The organism is Streptomyces sp. NBC_01142 (assembly GCF_026341125.1).
Lineage (GTDB): Bacteria > Actinomycetota > Actinomycetes > Streptomycetales > Streptomycetaceae > Streptomyces.
This window is the reverse complement of the sequence record NZ_JAPEOR010000004.1, coordinates 21,365-35,404: the sequence shown is the minus strand read 5'-3', so window position 1 is coordinate 35,404 and position 14,040 is coordinate 21,365. Positions and strand designations below refer to the sequence as shown.

General features: G+C 70.3%; 16 protein-coding genes. 15 read left to right on the top strand and 1 reads right to left on the bottom strand.

What is annotated here, in order from left to right:
* The first annotated feature begins 65 nt into the window (after positions 1 to 65).
* The 15 genes from OG883_RS42670 (at position 66) to OG883_RS42600 (ending at position 13,089) form a co-directional block, all read left to right on the top strand.
* Complete coding sequence (locus tag OG883_RS42670; protein WP_266553505.1) at positions 66 to 1,064, top strand: hypothetical protein; 999 nt, start codon at positions 66 to 68, stop codon at positions 1,062 to 1,064.
* Positions 1,065 to 1,280: 216 nt separating this feature from the next.
* Positions 1,281 to 1,982: a hypothetical protein gene (locus OG883_RS42665; RefSeq protein ID WP_266553502.1), complete on the top strand. Its 702-nt coding sequence runs from the start codon at positions 1,281 to 1,283 to the stop codon at positions 1,980 to 1,982.
* Positions 1,983 to 2,254: 272 nt separating this feature from the next.
* Positions 2,255 to 3,511, top strand: a complete 1,257-nt coding sequence (locus OG883_RS42660; protein ID WP_266553499.1) for a DNA cytosine methyltransferase — start codon at positions 2,255 to 2,257, stop codon at positions 3,509 to 3,511.
* Positions 3,512 to 3,827: 316 nt separating this feature from the next.
* Entirely contained in the window at positions 3,828 to 4,772 is a 945-nt protein-coding gene (locus OG883_RS42655) for a hypothetical protein (RefSeq protein ID WP_266553496.1), read from the top strand.
* A 300-nt stretch (positions 4,773 to 5,072) separates the two neighbouring features.
* Complete coding sequence (locus tag OG883_RS42650) at positions 5,073 to 5,336, top strand: hypothetical protein (RefSeq protein ID WP_266553493.1); 264 nt, start codon at positions 5,073 to 5,075, stop codon at positions 5,334 to 5,336.
* Between the two features lie 157 nt (positions 5,337 to 5,493).
* Entirely contained in the window at positions 5,494 to 6,120 is a 627-nt protein-coding gene (locus OG883_RS42645; protein WP_266553490.1) for a hypothetical protein, read from the top strand.
* 200 nt (positions 6,121 to 6,320) lie between these two features.
* Positions 6,321 to 6,719: a hypothetical protein gene (locus OG883_RS42640; protein WP_266553487.1), complete on the top strand. Its 399-nt coding sequence runs from the start codon at positions 6,321 to 6,323 to the stop codon at positions 6,717 to 6,719.
* Positions 6,720 to 6,901: 182 nt separating this feature from the next.
* Positions 6,902 to 7,339 carry a hypothetical protein gene (locus OG883_RS42635; protein ID WP_266553484.1) on the top strand — a complete coding sequence of 146 codons (438 nt, stop codon included), beginning with the start codon at positions 6,902 to 6,904 and terminating at the stop codon, positions 7,337 to 7,339.
* Positions 7,340 to 7,543: 204 nt separating this feature from the next.
* Positions 7,544 to 8,302, top strand: a complete 759-nt coding sequence (locus OG883_RS42630) for a hypothetical protein (RefSeq protein WP_266553481.1) — start codon at positions 7,544 to 7,546, stop codon at positions 8,300 to 8,302.
* Between the two features lie 341 nt (positions 8,303 to 8,643).
* Positions 8,644 to 9,726: a DNA cytosine methyltransferase gene (locus tag OG883_RS42625; protein WP_266553478.1), complete on the top strand. Its 1,083-nt coding sequence runs from the start codon at positions 8,644 to 8,646 to the stop codon at positions 9,724 to 9,726.
* A 258-nt stretch (positions 9,727 to 9,984) separates the two neighbouring features.
* Positions 9,985 to 10,773: a hypothetical protein gene (locus OG883_RS42620; protein WP_266553475.1), complete on the top strand. Its 789-nt coding sequence runs from the start codon at positions 9,985 to 9,987 to the stop codon at positions 10,771 to 10,773.
* 87 nt (positions 10,774 to 10,860) lie between these two features.
* A complete protein-coding gene (locus tag OG883_RS42615) occupies positions 10,861 to 11,031 on the top strand; it encodes a hypothetical protein (RefSeq protein ID WP_266553472.1) in 171 nt (56 codons plus the stop codon).
* Between the two features lie 798 nt (positions 11,032 to 11,829).
* Positions 11,830 to 11,970, top strand: a complete 141-nt coding sequence (locus tag OG883_RS42610) for a hypothetical protein (protein WP_266553469.1) — start codon at positions 11,830 to 11,832, stop codon at positions 11,968 to 11,970.
* A 70-nt stretch (positions 11,971 to 12,040) separates the two neighbouring features.
* On the top strand, positions 12,041 to 12,331 hold the full coding sequence (locus tag OG883_RS42605) for a site-specific integrase (RefSeq protein ID WP_323181084.1): 291 nt from the start codon (positions 12,041 to 12,043) through the stop codon (positions 12,329 to 12,331).
* The gene (locus OG883_RS42600) at positions 12,328 to 13,089 is read left to right on the top strand and encodes a site-specific integrase (protein ID WP_266553464.1); all 762 of its coding nucleotides are present in this window, start codon (positions 12,328 to 12,330) and stop codon (positions 13,087 to 13,089) included. The genes OG883_RS42605 and OG883_RS42600 overlap by 4 nt, the downstream gene beginning before the upstream one ends.
* 47 nt (positions 13,090 to 13,136) lie before the next feature.
* Here the strand turns inward: OG883_RS42600 and OG883_RS42595 are convergent, their stop codons facing one another.
* Positions 13,137 to 14,030 carry a hypothetical protein gene (locus OG883_RS42595; RefSeq protein WP_266553462.1) on the bottom strand — a complete coding sequence of 298 codons (894 nt, stop codon included), beginning with the start codon at positions 14,028 to 14,030 and terminating at the stop codon, positions 13,137 to 13,139.
* Positions 14,031 to 14,040: the final 10 nt, after the last annotated feature.

Here is a 14,040-nt window from a genome sequence, read left to right as displayed (position 1 = left end):
CGGCCCGCAGCCGCCCAACCGCTGCGCGCCGACGCCAACTCCCACCATCACGTGAGGACTCGACCGTGCCCAACACCACCCTCAAGTACGACCCGACGACGCCCGAAGGCCAGGCCATCAGCCGCCTCTTCCGCGAATGCAAGAGCATCGAGGACGGCGACGGCGGCTGGAACGGCGGCGACACCGTGGACCTGGTCTGCGACTTCTTCATCCGCCTCGGCATCGACATCAACCGCGGCGACTACCAGGTCGACGCCGTCCTGCCCCAGGCTGTCTCACCCGAGGCCGATCCCGACACCGTCGCCGAACTCCTGGCCGCTCACCAAGAGTTCACCACCAACGGCTACCCAACGGGCAACCAAGGCTTCTTCTACGCCGAACCCGACAGTGACCGCGTCGCCGACTTCACGCTCCTGACCTTCCCCACCGCCTCAGCTGCCCGCGTCCGCACCGCCATGAGCGTGCTCCGCGCGGCCGGATACACCGCCACCGAGCTGGCCCCCATCACCCCCGAGGCCGCAGTACGCACTCTCCGCGTCTACGCCGGGGTGCTCCGCGCCCTGCCGGACGGCGCCCTGACCACCGAGCGCGCCACCCGCCTGCTGCAGGACGCCGGATTCACGCAGCACCCTGACACCAGCGACAGGGCCCAGGTCGTCAGCCACAGCACCCCCACGCCTGTGATCTGGCGCCCCGGCTGGGTCCAGATCGACGTGACTGCTCCGCGTGTTACGGGCCGCGACGCCCGAGAAGAGGCCGCCCGGGCCATCGCCGCTACCCTGACCGACGCCGGCTGGACCGTCGACGTGCGCGGCACCGAGACGCTCCACACCACCCCGCCGCCCGCCGAGCCCACCCCCACGCTCCCGAAGTCCACGCCCGAACCCGTCGGGGAACCGGAGCTGGTCCCGGCCGACGTCATCGCCAGCGTCCACAACGTCCTCGACTACAACTGGACCAAGGAACAGCTCGACTATGACCAGCAGGCCCCCGAGGACCAGAAGGACCACATCGCCAACGACCTGAACCGGATCGCCAGGCACTGGGATCTCTACCGGGTCTAGACCGGCCTGAACAACCGGCAACCACCGGGCCGTGGGCGCACCCCAGGTGCGCCCACGGCCCGGCGTCGTCTCCTCCCCGCACGAGCCATCACGGCAGTTCCGCCAAGCGCCCGCGGCCCACCCGCCCGGTGCTCTTGCCGAGCTAGCCGGCCGTCCCTCCACCTTCTCTCTCGCCCCGCCCAGATGCAGGGCGCCACGAGAAGGGACACCCGCCCCATGACCACACCCGACCTCAATGCCGGAGACCTCCCGCACCTGTCCGCGGACCGGCCCCGCCACCGCTCGTCCACTCACTGCACCACCCGCGAGTTGTTCGGCCACGACGGACAGTTCTTCACGGTGCCCGGCACATTCCCCGGCGGCATGCCCGACCACATCGGCTTCACCCCCGCGGTCTACGCCGTGCTCCGCACTCCCAACCTTGGAACCGGCGAGGACGAGTTCACCGTCCGCGACGTCGACGGCCACCGCCACACCCTCGGAACCCCCGCCCCCGACCGGGGCACCGCCGTCCGCAGTGCCCTGTCCGCTCTGGCTGATGACCGCCGCGCCCACGCGCAGCGGGTCGAGCACAATCGCGTCCACATTCTCGGTCTGGCCCCGGTCCCGCCCGTTCGCATCGGCCACATCGACACGGGCACCTGTGTCGTCCCCGTTCGCTGCTCCTGCCTGCAGGTCGAAGGGCTCGCCGCACACTTCGAGCACGTGTCCCTGGCTGCCGGCAACTGGCTCGACGAGACCCCCACTACGCCATGGGAGATCTGCCCCACCTCCCCGACCCGCGTCACAGCCCCCAGCGGAAGCGGTCCTCTCACCGCAACGTTCCGCAATGCCGAAGGCGCTGCAGTCGTGGAGTTCGAGCACCCGGACGGGCACCGAGAGGCCGTCGCCCTCGCCCGGGTGAACGACCTGGCGTAACACCCATCCCCGCGCAACTGCCGACGCGGCCCCGCCCCGTGCGTACTCCAGCCACGAGGCGGGGCCGCCGCCGCAGGTCCACCCCTGGCCCGGCCCGGTCTCGCCCCGGCGCACCGTCGGCACCCGTCCGCCGCCCACCGGGCGCGGCTCGCGGGGACGGGGAGTTGTGGAGCTAACCCCGCCGCTCCGCAAGGTGCCGTCACCGCCCGGCCAACCCCTCCCCTTCTGGCTCCGGGCTCTCAACTCCCCGGCTCCGGAAGGAACCTCCCACGATGACGGCAGCAACAACCGCACAGGCGGCGACGATAGCGGCCCCCCTGGCGGACTTCACACACACCTCAGTCCACTTCTTCACAGGCGGCAACGGGGACATGCTCGGCTTTACTCAAGCCGGGTACCTGTCCCTGTACGCCGCGAACCACCACCCGGCTTCAGTGGAAACGGCCCGCATCAACTTTCCCGGCCTGTTCGTGAACTCGGCCGACGTGCAGACCATCGACATGCGCTGCGTGCCCTCCGCGCAGGTCCTGGTCGCATCGCCGATCTGCACCGAGGCGTCCCCGGCAGGCGGCAAGGTCGCCCCCCGCAAAGCCGTGGAGCTGGATGAGAACGGCCGCCCGAAGCCGGGCCCGGACTGGCCGCAGACCCGCATCACCATGTGGGAGCCCGTCCGCTACGCCGAGGTCCACCGCCCCATGGCCTACGTCGGAGAGAACGTCGCACAGTTCGGCACCTCCCCGCTGTTCAAGGCATGGCTGCTCGTCTGGGAAGCCCTCGGCTACACTCCGGTCATTGCGTCGGTGAACGCCGCGCACTTGAAGGTCGACGGAATTCCCCCACTGCCTCAGTCCCGGGACCGGGTCGTGTGGTGCTTCCTGCGCAACGACATCGCCGAGGCGCACGGCCTGCCCGATCTTCGGCCGACCTGCGATGCGATGTGCCCCACCTGCGGCCCCGTCGAGGGCATCCAGCACTGGAAGAAGAACCCCGACTTCCCCGTCGGCGAGTACGGCCGCAAGAACCGCCAGTACTACTACGTGTGCCCCAACCCCCGCTGCGGAGCGTACGTCGAGCCGGTTACCCGCGGCATCGGCGACGTCATCGACCCGAGCGTGCGCGGGGACAGGTTCGGCGACGGCTACTTCGATCACTTCGAGCGCGCCTACGTCCCCTATGTACAGGCCACCCGCGACCGAGTCGCCATCGGCCTGGAGCGCTACCGCGGCAAGCCGTTCATCGTCACCCTGCGCAACAACTGCTCGGCCAGCTCACTGGACGAACCGATCGGCACGCTCACCGCGAAGGGCGGCGGCCACCACTACCTCGTGCGCCCGACCGCTGACCTGAGCATCAACGAGTGCGAGTACCGGCCGCTCACCATCCGGGAGAAGGCCCGAGCCCAGGGATTCCCCGACGACCACATCTTCGCCGGAGACGAGGACGACCAGCGCCTCCAAGTCGGCAACGCCGTCCCCGTCAACGTCGCCACCTGGCTCGCACGGCGCGTCAAGGCCGTCCTGCCCCACTGACCTAACCCACCATCCCGCCGCCCCCGCGCCCACCGGTCCGGGGGCGGCGGCATCACGCCTGCCCCCGTCTCGGCCACTGCTGCTTTCCGTGCAGCGCCCGGGGGTTGCGGGCCTAGCCGTCCCGAGCGGCACCGTCTGGGCAGCCGGAACGCCCCGCACGAGCCCTCCTCGTGCACGGCGGCGACCGGCCCCGCCGCCAAATCGCGGCCCCACCACCGCCCCGGCAGCGAAGCCGCCGACCTCACCCAGCCCCCCCTTGCGCCGGGCTGCGGCGCGGCCCACGGGGCAAACCACGCGCGAACGGAGAGAAAGACCCGTGAACCCCACCCGTAAGACGATCGCCACTCGCGTCTGTATCGACGACATGCTCGGCCCGTTCGACTGCACCCTGGACCCGACCAACCGGTGGAACGGCTGGCTGAGTCCCCACTTCGCCCTCGACGCAGTCCGAGCCCTGTCCAACCAGACCCTCCGTATGGCCGACGAGGACGGCTACGACTGCGTCGACACCATCCACGTCATCGAGGGCCGCGCGGACAGTCAGGACACCGTCCACATCATCGAAGGCGGCCCCAGCCGGAACCGCGAAGAGGGTGAGGAGATCCAGGCCGTCGCCGTGCACGTTCCCTGGCGGGGCCTCAGCCGAGGCGCGAACGCCTCGATCACCACCGCCACTCCGCAGTCCCGCAAGACAGCCCGCAAGCGCAAGGTCACCGGCCGAGGCGCCCGCCGCGCGGTCGTCGTGCACATCCGCTGGCAGTACCTGGACGAAGGCAGCGATACGGCCGCCACCATCGTCAGCCCCGACGCCGAGGGCCTGTACCCGATCGGCGGCTGGGAGTGGACATGGCACTTCGCCTCCTGGTGGTGCGCCTGCGGCAACGACTTCGACTGGCACGAGACCCAGTGCCCGTGCGGCCTCACCCGTGACAGCCAGCCGAAGGCGCCACTGGGCACCGCAGGCGTCAAGGTCGGCCAGATCCTGCGCCAGGCGGCGCCCGAGGCTACGTCCGCTCTGATCGACCTCACCGACCTCGCCCGCGTGTGCGCTGTGTTCGCCGGGAACAGCGAGATCGACACAGCCGACGACACCGGCCCCTTCGACACTGAGACGCTCGGCTGGGCCGACGAGGTGCTGCGCATGGCCATGGACGAAGCCGCAGTCCCCGAGGACATCAACGCGTCCGGCTGGAAGCTCGTCCCGGACCAGAAGTCCACCGCCCTGTACCGAGTCACCTTCCCGATCCCGATCAACCTCTGACCAACTAGGGCCCGCTCCGGCCACGTGACCGGAGCGGGCCGTTCGCGCTCCCGGGACCTCGCCACCGCGCGCCACGCCCCCGGCCGAGGCACGGTGCGTGGCCGCCGCGCTGGGGGTTGCGGGTCTAAGGGTGCCGCTCTCGAGAGTGAGCTCCAGCCGGAACGCCTCCGCACGAACCCCCTCCGTGCCCGATGGCGACCGGCCTCGGCCGGGCTGCGCCGCGTGCCCCTCGCCCCGCGGCCCGGCCACCTACCGCAACTACGTCCCGACGCCCCGTACCCGCGATCCAACGGAGAACCCATGACGCTTGCTGAACTCCGCAGAGAGCTCGCCAAAGTCGACCACCTACCCGGCGACACGATCGTGATCCTGTCCAAGGACGCCGAAGGCAACGGCTTCTCACCGCTCGACGAGGTCGACCCATCGATGTACCACGCCGAGACCGAATGGAGCGGCGAGCACTACATGACCGAGGAGGCACGCCAGGCCCAGGACCGTCCCAACGACTACACCAAGGCCCCGGACGACGCCGTGCTCGCCATCTGCCTCTGGCCCACCAACTAGACAATGTTCAGGCCCCCGACGCCCGCCATCGCGCGGCGCCGGGGGCCGTCCCGTGTTCGCCTCCCGGTGTTGCCCGGCTTGCTTACCGGGCCCCCACCGTGGCCCCGCGTCCGGCACCCCTGCCGGACTGCGCGCCGCACGGAAGGACACCAACCACGTGTTGACCCCGCCGCCGGACATGTACCCCGGCTGTACCTGGGCCGACCAGCCCGTCACCGCCACCACCGCGTTCGGCATCGGCTCGGCCGCCACCGTCGAGCCCCGGACGGGACTGACCACCCGCTACATCGTCCACGCCTTCGACCCACACACCCGCACCGCGCTCATCGCCCCAGACCAGAGGGAGGACCGCGCCGGCGTGGTGCGCCCCGTTCCAGACAATCAGCGCACCCGCCGCCCGATCGCAATCGGCGACCTGGACGAGCTACGACTCATTCACCGCCGGACCCGCGACGACATCACCCTCCTGCACACCAACCATTGCCGCCACACCATCAAGGCGGCATTCACCGCTGGCGGCGACCGTGGAGTGCCCGCCCGTCGCCGGGTGTACCGACTGTGGATGCAGACCAGCAAGGAGCACACCTACCGGTTCCTGGTCCGGGCTCCCTCTCAGGAGGCGGCCTACGCCCTGGCCCGCTCCTGGTGGCAGGGCACCCCGAGCTCCACCGGATTCAGCGGCGGGCGCCTGGAGGACGGCGAGACCATCGACCTCCTGACCTGCCAGGGCGCCCGCGACATGCCCATCTGGCCCTACCCCGACCCGATCGCCGATCCGGTCTAACACCCGGCGCCCGCCCCGGCTGTCTGCTCCACGAGGACGGCCGGGGCGGGCGCCTACTCCCATCGGCCCGGCGCAGGGCGCACCCCACGCCTCCCCGACCGCTGCAGTTGCCCGCCTTGCCCGTCACGCCACGACGGTGCCCACCTCGCGGCTGACCGCCGCCTCTCCGAACTCAAGTCCCGGAAAGGGCCCGTCTGTTCATGTTCAAGTACACGCTGCACGCACACGACTTCACCGCCCAGGCCGCGCACCTCTCCTTCGAGCCCGCCTCCACCGGCGAAGTCCAGACCCCGGCTGTCGACGACGCGCACAACCCCACCCGCGTCACCGTCTACACCACCACCGGTGCGGCCGCCGCGCTGCGCATCGCCCAGCGCCACCTCACCCTCATCCACGCCCGCCGCGCCTACACCGATCCCGACCCCGTCGACCGCACTGCGGCCGACATCGTGTACGCCCAAGCCCGCTCCCTCGCCGAATCCCTCACGCCCGAACAGCGCAAGGCCGAGAGCTACAACACCATCCACGGTGAAGACGACGCGCTGCGGCTGGACGCCCTGACCGACGTCATGGAAGAGCGCGGCGAGCTCGACACCTAAACCCGCCCCCGCTCCCGGCCCTCGAACCCCCGGCACCCCTGCGGGTTCGAGGGCCCCTGTCTGCCGCGACGTTGCGGGCCTTGCCGGCCGCCCGGTCATGGTGCGGCCACCAGCCCCGGGGAGCGGTGACCACCGCCCCGCACCCTCGGGCCCGACCTATCCCCACGCCCGGAGGTCCCGCCATGCCCGATTGCGAACCCGCCGTCCCCGCCCTGCCTGGTGCCGGGCACCAGACCCTGCCCCGGCCGGAGGGCGCCGGACACGACACCGAGGATGATGACGGGCTGGCTTGCCCGAACGGCAACCGCCCACCGGAGTGCACCGAGCTCGACCCGTGCGAGCCGTGCGCCCAGGACGAAGACGCGGAGGCTGAGCAGATCGAAGCATCCATGGGCCTGAGCAACCGGACCAACAGCGGCGCTTGCCCAGACCCTGCGGCTACCTACGAAGTAATCGTGTTCCGCACCGAGATGATCGCCTTCAGCCTGCCTGCCGCCTCCGTACAGGACGCCGAGGAGCGCTACCTCCTGGACGGAGACGAGACCGGCGCCGACACCGTCGCGCTGCGCGTCGACTCCATCAAGCGCCTGGACCAGGACCAGGAGCAGACCCGGAACTGACTCGCACCACGCCGGACGGCCCACCCCCGCACCCCGGGGTGGGCCGATGCCGCGTTCACCCCGCCGACACCTGTGTGGTGACGGCTCCTGCTTGCGGGGCTTGCTGGCTGCCGGGCCACGGTACGGGGCACCGAGCGGGCAGGGGTGTCACCCGTTCCCCGCTCGGGCCACCTCACCGGACCAAAAGGATGCAAGGAACACCACATGGACCGTCGCAATGTCACCGGCCTCAACGGCCTCGTCCACGAGGGCCTGTTCAACTCCCACACCGGCTTCCTGATCGACGTCGCTTGTGACGCCAACCGCTACGCGGTCGTGGAGCCGTACACGCCGTTCGACCCGGTGCTGCTCACCGGGGACCCGGCGACCTGCACCGGCTGCCGCGCGCTCCTCGACGGCGCCCACCGCGCGCCCCGCCACCCGGCCGACATCGCCCGCGAGTGCGCACACGCCGTGCTCGCCGACGCCGACAACCGGGGATACCCGCCCGCCCTGGACGACGAGGGCATGCGGCTCGCGTTCGTCCGCCTCGCTCCGGAAGCCGGGGACCTGCGCCCGCTCTTCGAGCGCATGGCCCGGGGCGTATACGACCCGCAGAACTCGTATCGCACAGAGCCGCTGTACGCCCTGACCCGGGAGCACCTGGTCGACACGCTCACCGAGCGGGCTCTGGAGGTGCCCGCCGGTACCCCTGAAGTGATGATCCGGTACACGCGGTACACCGGCGGAGAGATCCAGGCCCCCGTGGGGGTAGGCGACCGGCTGACGTACGACGGGCTCGCCTCCGGCCACTGGCCCACCGGCACGGTCACCGCTGTGGAGGACTCAGGCGTCCTCGTTGACTTCCACAACGGCTTCCCGCCCCGCCACTACAAGCGGCACGAGGTGTCCCGCTGGTTCGCATTCAAGCTGGACCGCGCTCCGCTCGCCGCCAAGTCGCTGGTCACCATGCCGCGTTCCTGACCCTCCGCGATCGCCGCGCCAACACTGGCCTGTCCCCTGTACACCTGGGGGCGGGCCGTTGCCGCGTTCGCCCCCGTGCCCCTGCCCGCCCCCGCGCCGCGCCTGCCGCCGCCGCCCCCGCGTCCGTCGCGCCGCTGCCGTGCCCCGTCCGCCGCGCCTGCCCCGTGCGTCCTGCGTCCGCCCGCGTCCCTGCCGCGTCCGCCGCTGTGCCGCGCAACTGGCGGTCTGTGTACGGGTGTTGTGTGTTTGCGGTGCTTGTTCCTGTTTGTGGCTTTCTCGGCTGGTCCATTCCGGCCGGGTGCTTTCCCGGTGACCCGCATCGAGGAAGCGAGAACCCACCCATGTCTGAGGATGCAGCCCGGGTTGAGATAGTTGATTTGTTCGGTGGCCCGGGAGGCTGGGACGTCGCCGCGACCCAACTCGGCCTGTCCGTGACCGGTATCGAGCACGACCATGCCGCCTGTGAGACCCGCCGGGCCGCCGGGCTCGACACCGTCGAGGGCGACGTCCGCGCCTACAGTCCCTCCGATTTCCCCACCGCGACGGACTTGATCGGTTCACCGCCGTGCCAGCCGTACTCGATCGGCGGGAAAGGCGCCGGGCGCCGCGCCCTGGACACGGTGCTGCACTTCGCGTCCCAGCTGGCCGCGCGCAAAGACATCCGCGCGGGTCTGGCCACCCTGGACGACGAACGCACCGGCCTGGTCCTGGAACCACTGCGCTGGGTCCTTGAGGCCCTGGACACCGGACGCCCGTATCGCACCGTGATGCTGGAACAGGTGCCCACCGTGCTGCCCGTGTGGGACTCGATAGCCGCGATCCTGCGATGCGAGGGCTACACGGTGGTGACGGGCCGCCTGCACGCCGAGGAGTACGGCGTCCCGCAGACCCGGGCCCGCGCCGTACTCGTGGCCCGACGGCACGACGAGGACGACGAGGCGGTACTGCCCGCGCCGACCCACCGCCGCTACGCCCGCAGCACCGACCAGGACGGCGGCAACCCTGATCTGCTGCCGTGGGTGTCGATGGCGCAGGCACTGGGCTGGGGGATGACGCACCGCCCGGCGCTCACCGTCGCGGTCGGCACCGCAGCGGGCGGCCCGGACCCCTCCTGCGTGGGCGGCTCCGGAAGCCGCGCCACCCTGTACGGGGAACGCGACGCGGGCCGCTGGATCGCGGACACCCGTCTGGTGGACGCCGATTCGCTGCCCGCCTACCGCGGCGGCCGCAAGGACATGATCCGGGTGTCCGTCGCCGACGCGGCCGCGCTCCAGACCTTCCCGCCGACGCACCCCTTCCAGGGCACCCGGACCAAGCAGTACGAACAGGTCGGCAACGCGATGCCGCCGGTCTTCGCGGAGGCGGTCATCCGCCGGGCGATGGCCCCGCAACTCGCCGCCCGCCCCGGAGCACAGGCAGCCTGACCTCCAGCCCCCAGCTCCCGCATCGCGCGGGCTGGGGGCTGTTGCCGTACCCGGCGCCCGCCGCCGTGCCCGGCCACCCCGGCTCGTCCGGTCCGCCCGGCCGTCCGGCCGTGTTGCTCCGCTTGTCCCGTGCACCGGCACTGTGCGGTCACCGGGCCGGGGGAGCGGTGACCACCACCCCGCCCCCTCGGCCCCGTCACCAACCCACCACCTAGCCAACCCGGTTGCGCACACCGCGCGTTCGAAGGAGAACCCCGCATGTCCATATCCACCGCCACCGCCACCGCCGCGACCCTGCCTGCCGGGACGCTGCCTGCCGCCCCGGCCGCGACCGCGGCCCGCGCGGCCGCCGCCGACACGGCCGACGCCACGACCGCCGGGCCCCGCCGGTACCCGCATATCCCCGCCCTGGCAGGCAACGCCAACGTCCGCGCCCTCCTCGGCCAGGGCATCCACCCCGCCAGCCGACAGCCCCTCACCGCAGCCCCCGGCGCCGACTGCGGGAACTGCGCCCTCGCCTACCGCATCCAGCTCCCCACCCGCGTCGGCGACGGGGGCGGTGCGGGCAGCGCCGGTGAGCGCCTCAAGTGCTCGAAGGCCCCGATCAGCCGCCGAGGCCGCCAGGGCATCGACCTGCGCCCCGCCACCAGCGACCAGCCCGCCACCCCCGCCTGCACCCTCCACTGCACGTTCGCGGACTGGCCGTACGACCCCGACGGCCACGACCAGACCGCCGCCGACCAGATCGGCACCGCCCGCGACCACGCCGACGACTGGGGCATCTACGCCGTGTACCGGATCTACGGCATCGACCCCGAGCACCAGCGCGCCTGGGTCGAACTCGAAGCCGAAATGGTCCCCTACGCCGCCGCCCCCACCGGCTACATCGCCCGGCCGCCGCACTACTCGCGCCCGGACAAGCCGCACCTGTACCGGTTCTGGACCAACTTGTCCCGCCTCCACACCGCCCAGCTCACCCACGCCGCCGACGCGGGCGACTGCACACACCCGCTCGTCCGCAACGGCCGCATCCTCTCCAGCCGCTGACCACTCCGACCCGGGGCCCCGCCATCGGGGCCCCCGGCCCGTCCCGCGAGCCTGCCCCGCCCCTGCCCCGCTACCGGAGGAAGACTCATGCCACTCAAGCACCACACCCACGCCAGATGCCTTAAGACCCACACCCTCAACCTCCGAACCCTCGTGTGCCATAAGTCCCCCGAGCACATCCACGACAAGAACCCCGTCGTTCGCGAGCACTACGACCCCAGCGCCGAGGAACGCTGGAGCGATACGCCCGACGCATAGAGCCCTCACCGCCGAGGACGGGCACAGGTTCCGCATCCTGCCGCCGGAGCCCACGTCGTCGAAGACCGCCGAGGCACGAGCGGCCGGTCCTGACGAGGCCGCCGAACCGGCTGCGGGTCCTGTGTTCTGACTGTGTGTCGTGTGTCGTGTGTCTGTCGGCCCGGCCTCATGGCGCGCGCCCGGGACCCGGGCCGCCGCCCATCCACTGTTTGCGCGGCTTGCCGGCCGCCGCTCCACAGTGCGCGTGTACGACGTTCTGTGCACCATCCGACCCGTCAAGGAGCATGAGGCCACCCAATGACCGTGACCCGATGGTGTGTAAGCACCCACAGCGGCAAGACCATGACCACTTTGTGGCCCGACCGCTCGTACGCCCCGGTCAACGTCTACGAGAATGGCTGGCTCGTGCGTGTAAACGCCCGTGTACGCACGGGACACTGTCGGACCTGCCTCGGTGCTGGCTGTGGGAAGTCCGAGGTCAAACCGTCCTACGACGGCCCGTACTCGCGCGTCCCCTACGAAGTGATCACACGCGGCCGAATGCTCATGCCTGGTTGGCAGGCGGACCCCGCCGAACCAGTCGCGAACACCCCCAAACCGCATCCCGCCAGCGTCTGACGGTCCACTCAAGACGGTGCGGGGCTTTCTGCGAGATCCGGGAACCGCCCTGCCCAACCGCTCGCACCCTCACCATCAACGGCCCGCCCCTGCTGGGGCGGGCCGTCTGCGTGCCCGACACCGCCCGGCCCGCCCGTGCGCCGGGTCGCTGACGTCCTCGGTATCTACATGGTCCGTGACATGGCCCGGCAAGCCGTACGCAACGCCCCCGCCGTCCTCAAGGCCCGCGCGGAGTATGGGCCAAGGGCCCGCGCCCTGGGCGGGACCCCGCCAGCGGCGTGGCTGACGGGACTGTCGCACCGCCCCAACGTGTTCCGCTGATCGCCCGTGGAAGGCCCGGCGGGATGAAGCCGCCCGGGCCGGTGAGCCGTTCGACGAGAAGCCCCCGCCCCTGGGATGGATCCAGTTCATCGGCGACCTCATATGGGAGGCGACCCCGATGCACGTCGATGCGTGGCTGAACCAGTGGAAGGACGGTGCCCCCCGCTCGCGCGCCCGGCGCCGCTCCGCGCTGTTCTCGTTCTACGAGCACGCCGTGCGTGAGGGCATCGTGCCGGGCAACCCCGTACGCGCGATCCGGCCCGGCGTCTCCTCCGACATGCCCGGCCGCCCGGGGCCCGGGTGGGCAGAGAGCTGTGCGGGACAGAGCCCTGGTACCTGGGCTCCATCACCTCGGACGTGATTCCAGCGTGGCGGCAGTGGACTGACGACGTCGGCCTGGGCCCCCGTAGGGTGAACCGGCTGGCGTCGTCCCTGACTTCGCTGATCGAGTTCACGAGGTTCAAGACCCGTCTTGAGCTGATCAATCCGATCACGAAGTACGATCGGCCGCGCATCGACCCGCACGACGAGACGTCGATGACGCCGATCCTCGAAGTTCCGGAGTTCCAGCGGGTGGTGGACGCGTGCACCACGGCGCGCCAGGCCCTCGTGCCCGTGCTGATCTACACGCTCGCCGGGCGGGTCTCGGAGTGCTGCAACGCCACCATCAACGACATCAAGAGCGTGGGCGGCGAATGCAAGCTCGACCTGAGACGCAAGGGCGGCAAGGGTCGGGATTTCACTCTGCCACCGCGGCTGTGCGAGCTGGCCGACGTCGCCTTCGACGGGCGCACTTCCGGACCGCTGTTCCTCGACGACGACGGGCGGCCCATGGACCGGTTCGCCGTCGACCGCCTGCTCAATCGGCTTGGCCGCTTGGCCGGAGTATTCCCGGGCCGGGAGCTCACCCCGCACGTGCTGCGCGGCTCGAAGCTGACGCACATGTACGACGCCGGCACCAAGCCTGATGACATCCGTCGGTACGCCGATCACTCCAGCATCGCGACGACGATGCGCTACATCCGGCGCCGGGACGACGCCAGGTTGAAGCGGGAACACGCGGCGGCCGCCGTGGCGGTCTACGACCATCTTGTGGACCGATGGGCACCATCCGTCTGACCGTCATTGACGCACGCTCACCCTGGCACGGCCCCCCGGCGAACGAGCTAGACAGTGCTGTCGAGCAAGGCGTCACGGATGCGGCGGGCCACTTTGGGGTGCTCTAGGTAGCCAGTAATTCCATGTCGATTGGGAGTGTCGTTGCGCATTCCGCTGAAATTTTCGACGCCTGGATCAACCGGAAAGTGGTCGTGATCTAGCGGATGGAGCGCCACAACGTCTTGCGGATCGAAGGCGTTGAACCAGTCATCGATACCGTATGGCCGGTCGATGGGCCGTAGGTGGCTGACGATCGCGCCAACCGCAAGTGGTGACCCTAGAGTGACAAGGGTCGGAACCTTCCAGTTCTGCTGTTTCGCATCGCGTTTGAGCATGTTGTAGGCGATCACAGTGCCCAATGAGTGGGCAACGACGACGCATTCCTCGCCCGATGTAAAAGCCGGCCGTACCCCCTCTTCGATAGCCATCTGGATGCCTGACTTGCGCATGTAGCTGTACACATCGCTAGTAACCAGTGCGAGGGTGGCACCTGCGAGACCCGGCACCTTGTCGATGGCACGCAAGGCGGCCTTCACCCAGGGCCAGTTCTGCACACCTTTTTCTATGGTGACGGAGGGGTCTGCAGCGGCGCGGATGTCCGCTTCAGATATGCCATGCGTCTTCACAGCCTCTGCCACGACAGCAGCGAGAAATTCCTGCTCACCTGCGCTCGGCTCCCCGTAGCCTTTGATGATCACATCAGGCGTGGCACCGGGCATGTCCTTCGCCAACCGGTGCAGAGTATCGCCGTAGTAGGGGAAGCGGATTTGCTTGTCCGGCACATCCAGTGTGACGTCCGCGTTGGCTAGTCCTTTGCGCAACGCTTGAACCCACTCTTCCTTCAAGTCGGCGGCGTCTTTGAACTGCTGAGAACGTCCGTGAAGGAGGATAAGCTCGCGCATCACACCACCT

Bases quoted from the DNA above. Each gene is read 5' to 3' on its own strand.
- OG883_RS42665 (WP_266553502.1), top strand. From the start codon at position 1,281: ATGACCACACCCGACCTCAATGCCGGAGACCTCCCGCACCTGTCCGCG.
- OG883_RS42660 (WP_266553499.1), top strand. From the start codon at position 2,255: ATGACGGCAGCAACAACCGCACAGGCGGCGACGATAGCGGCCCCCCTG.
- OG883_RS42650 (WP_266553493.1), top strand. From the start codon at position 5,073: ATGACGCTTGCTGAACTCCGCAGAGAGCTCGCCAAAGTCGACCACCTA.
- OG883_RS42640 (WP_266553487.1), top strand. From the start codon at position 6,321: ATGTTCAAGTACACGCTGCACGCACACGACTTCACCGCCCAGGCCGCG.
- OG883_RS42635 (WP_266553484.1), top strand. From the start codon at position 6,902: ATGCCCGATTGCGAACCCGCCGTCCCCGCCCTGCCTGGTGCCGGGCAC.
- OG883_RS42630 (WP_266553481.1), top strand. From the start codon at position 7,544: ATGGACCGTCGCAATGTCACCGGCCTCAACGGCCTCGTCCACGAGGGC.
- OG883_RS42625 (WP_266553478.1), top strand. From the start codon at position 8,644: ATGTCTGAGGATGCAGCCCGGGTTGAGATAGTTGATTTGTTCGGTGGC.
- OG883_RS42620 (WP_266553475.1), top strand. From the start codon at position 9,985: ATGTCCATATCCACCGCCACCGCCACCGCCGCGACCCTGCCTGCCGGG.
- OG883_RS42615 (WP_266553472.1), top strand. From the start codon at position 10,861: ATGCCACTCAAGCACCACACCCACGCCAGATGCCTTAAGACCCACACC.
- OG883_RS42610 (WP_266553469.1), top strand. From the start codon at position 11,830: ATGGCCCGGCAAGCCGTACGCAACGCCCCCGCCGTCCTCAAGGCCCGC.
- OG883_RS42595 (WP_266553462.1), bottom strand. From the start codon at position 14,030: ATGCGCGAGCTTATCCTCCTTCACGGACGTTCTCAGCAGTTCAAAGAC.